General features: G+C 55.0%; 2 protein-coding genes and 1 rRNA gene (2 of these 3 running past the window's edge). 2 read left to right on the forward strand and 1 reads right to left on the reverse strand.

What is annotated here, in order from left to right; genetic code table 11:
* Window positions 1-286, reverse strand: partial view of a dipeptidase PepV gene (gene pepV, locus CBW65_RS09580; RefSeq protein WP_087456602.1) — the 5' end (the start) only. It extends 1,112 nt beyond the left edge of the window; only the first 286 of its 1,398 coding nucleotides appear in the window; its start codon is at window positions 284-286; the stop codon falls past the left edge of the window.
* 108 nt (window positions 287-394) lie between these two features.
* Here pepV and CBW65_RS09585 point away from each other — a divergent pair, with 108 nt between their 5' ends.
* Both CBW65_RS09585 and CBW65_RS09590 read left to right on the forward strand, forming a co-directional pair.
* The gene (locus CBW65_RS09585; protein ID WP_087456603.1) at window positions 395-1,207 is read left to right on the forward strand and encodes a class III extradiol dioxygenase subunit B-like domain-containing protein; all 813 of its coding nucleotides are present in this window, start codon (window positions 395-397) and stop codon (window positions 1,205-1,207) included.
* A gap of 342 nt (window positions 1,208-1,549) precedes the next feature.
* Window positions 1,550-2,500 (forward strand): 16S ribosomal RNA (locus CBW65_RS09590); it runs 596 nt beyond the window's last position.

Consider the following 2,500-nt stretch of genomic DNA (forward strand, 5'->3'; position numbering starts at 1 on the left):
CGTCAGGATCGCCTGCGGGCACAACGTCAACATGGGCGAGGATGCCGATCTGCTCATCGCCTTGGCCATAGTTGATGGCGCCTGCGTAGCCTTCGAAGTTCTGAGTGAGAAAACCGTCGCGAACTGCTTTATCTAAAAGGAAATCGAGCGCTTGAGCGACGCCGGTTCCAAAGGGCTGTCCATCTGCGGCGGTCGTCATATCTTCGACGGAGTTGATGGAGAGGAAGTGGGTGAGATCTTTTAGGAAATCTTCACGGTGCTGCTCGGCCAGGTGTAGCCAGTTCATAGCTGCGACCTCCTTGGTGTGGTGTTGTAATCTATTTTACACGAATATTTACACAAATTCTCGAGGTCGATATACTTTGGGTATCTGCAGAAGAGAGGACTGGGTGCTGTGAATCCGTTTGTGTTTGCCTGCATCACACCGCATGGGTCGGAGATTATCGAAGAGTTGTCGCATCAGAATCCTGATTTGATGAGCGTGACCCGAGGGAGCATGGAGCAGTTGGGCCGCTATATGGTGGAAGCCGGCCCGGAGACGATTATTGTGTTGACACCGCACGGGGTGCGGATTGATGGCCAGTTTTGCGTGGCCGATTGTGAGCGCATTTACGGCGAAGTGGAAGATAACGGCGGCAAGGTGACGATGGAACGGGCGGTTGACCGGGAGTTGGCCAAGGCGATTGTACAGGAAGCAAAACAAGGGGGGCTGCCGGTTGGGGCAGTGAATTTTGCGACGGCTGCCGGGCCGTATTCGTGCCTGCCGATGGATTGGGGCGTCCTTGTCCCCTTGTGGTTTATGCCGGAAGTGCCGGTGGTCGTGGTCACGCCGACGCGGACGGTCGGGTTTGCTGAACATGTCAGACTGGGGGAAGCGGTCGCGCGGGCGGTGGCTGCTTCCGGGAAGCGTGTAGGTCTGATTGCCAGCTGTGACTGGTCACATGCGCATGATGAGAACGGGCCCTATGGATTCGACCCGGCGGCTGCCAAGCTCGATGCGGAAGTGGTGGAGCTGCTGAAGGAAAATCAGATCGAGCGCATGGCGGAATTTGCACCGGAGTTTATAGAAGCTGCAAAGCCGGATGGGATCTGGCAGGCGCTTGTTCTGGGTGGCGGCATTCCCAGTGCGGACCGTGACGTGGAGTTTTTGAGCTATGAGGTACCGACGTATTTTGGGTTGATGTGTGCGGCGTATCATCGCAAGTAAGAAGGAGAAAAAGCCTCGTTTGACGAGGCTTTTTCTGTTGTGGTGCGGATTTGTTTTGGTTTGTTTCACGCGTGAGATTGAGAGATGGGTTGGGGAATGATAAGATAGTCCTTGTCGCCGCGAGAGACTCGGTGATGGAAAAGAAAAAACTTCTTGTTGACTGGGATGCATAAGACATGCTATTCTAATCAACGTCGCCTCGGGCGATAACGATGGAAGCCCAACTAAGAACGCGACGTCCTGTCGCAACGTTGGACAATGTACATCGTGTACTTGATCCTTGAAAACTAAACGAGTGTTACAGAGATATGATTGCGAGTCAAGATACAAACTTTTTCAACTTTTATTGAGAGTTTGATCCTGGCTCAGGACGAACGCTGGCGGCGTGCCTAATACATGCAAGTCGAGCGGACTGATTCGGAGCTTGCTCCGAAGAGGTTAGCGGCGGACGGGTGAGTAACACGTGGGCAACCTGCCCGACAGACTGGGATAACGCTTGGAAACGAGTGCTAATACCGGATAGGCTTTTCCTTCGCATGAGGGAGAAGAGAAAGAAGCTTTCGCTTCACTGTCGGATGGGCCCGCGGCGCATTAGCTAGTTGGTGAGGTAATGGCTCACCAAGGCGACGATGCGTAGCCGACCTGAGAGGGTGACCGGCCACACTGGGACTGAGACACGGCCCAGACTCCTACGGGAGGCAGCAGTAGGGAATCTTCCACAATGGGCGCAAGCCTGATGGAGCAACGCCGCGTGAATGATGAAGGCCTTCGGGTTGTAAAATTCTGTCTTCTGTGAAGAACAAGTGTGAGAAGAGAATGCTCACACCCTGACGGTAACAGAGGAGGAAGCCCCGGCTAACTACGTGCCAGCAGCCGCGGTAATACGTAGGGGGCAAGCGTTGTCCGGAATCACTGGGCGTAAAGCGCGCGCAGGCGGCCATTTGCGTCCGGGGTGAAAGCCCAAGGCTCAACCTTGGGATTGCCTTGGATACGGGATGGCTTGAGGATCGGAGAGGCAAGGGGAATTCCACGTGTAGCGGTGAAATGCGTAGAGATGTGGAGGAACACCTGTGGCGAAGGCGCCTTGCTGGCCGATTTCTGACGCTGAGGCGCGAAAGCGTGGGGAGCAAACAGGATTAGATACCCTGGTAGTCCACGCCGTAAACGATGAGTGCTAGGTGTTGGGGGGTACCACCCTCAGTGCCGAAGCTAACGCATTAAGCACTCCGCCTGGGGAGTACGGTCGCAAGACTGAAACTCAAAGGAATTGACGGGGGCCCGCACAAGCAGTGG

The sequence above is a fragment of the Tumebacillus avium genome (assembly GCF_002162355.1).
Taxonomy (GTDB): domain Bacteria; phylum Bacillota; class Bacilli; order Tumebacillales; family Tumebacillaceae; genus Tumebacillus_A; species Tumebacillus_A avium.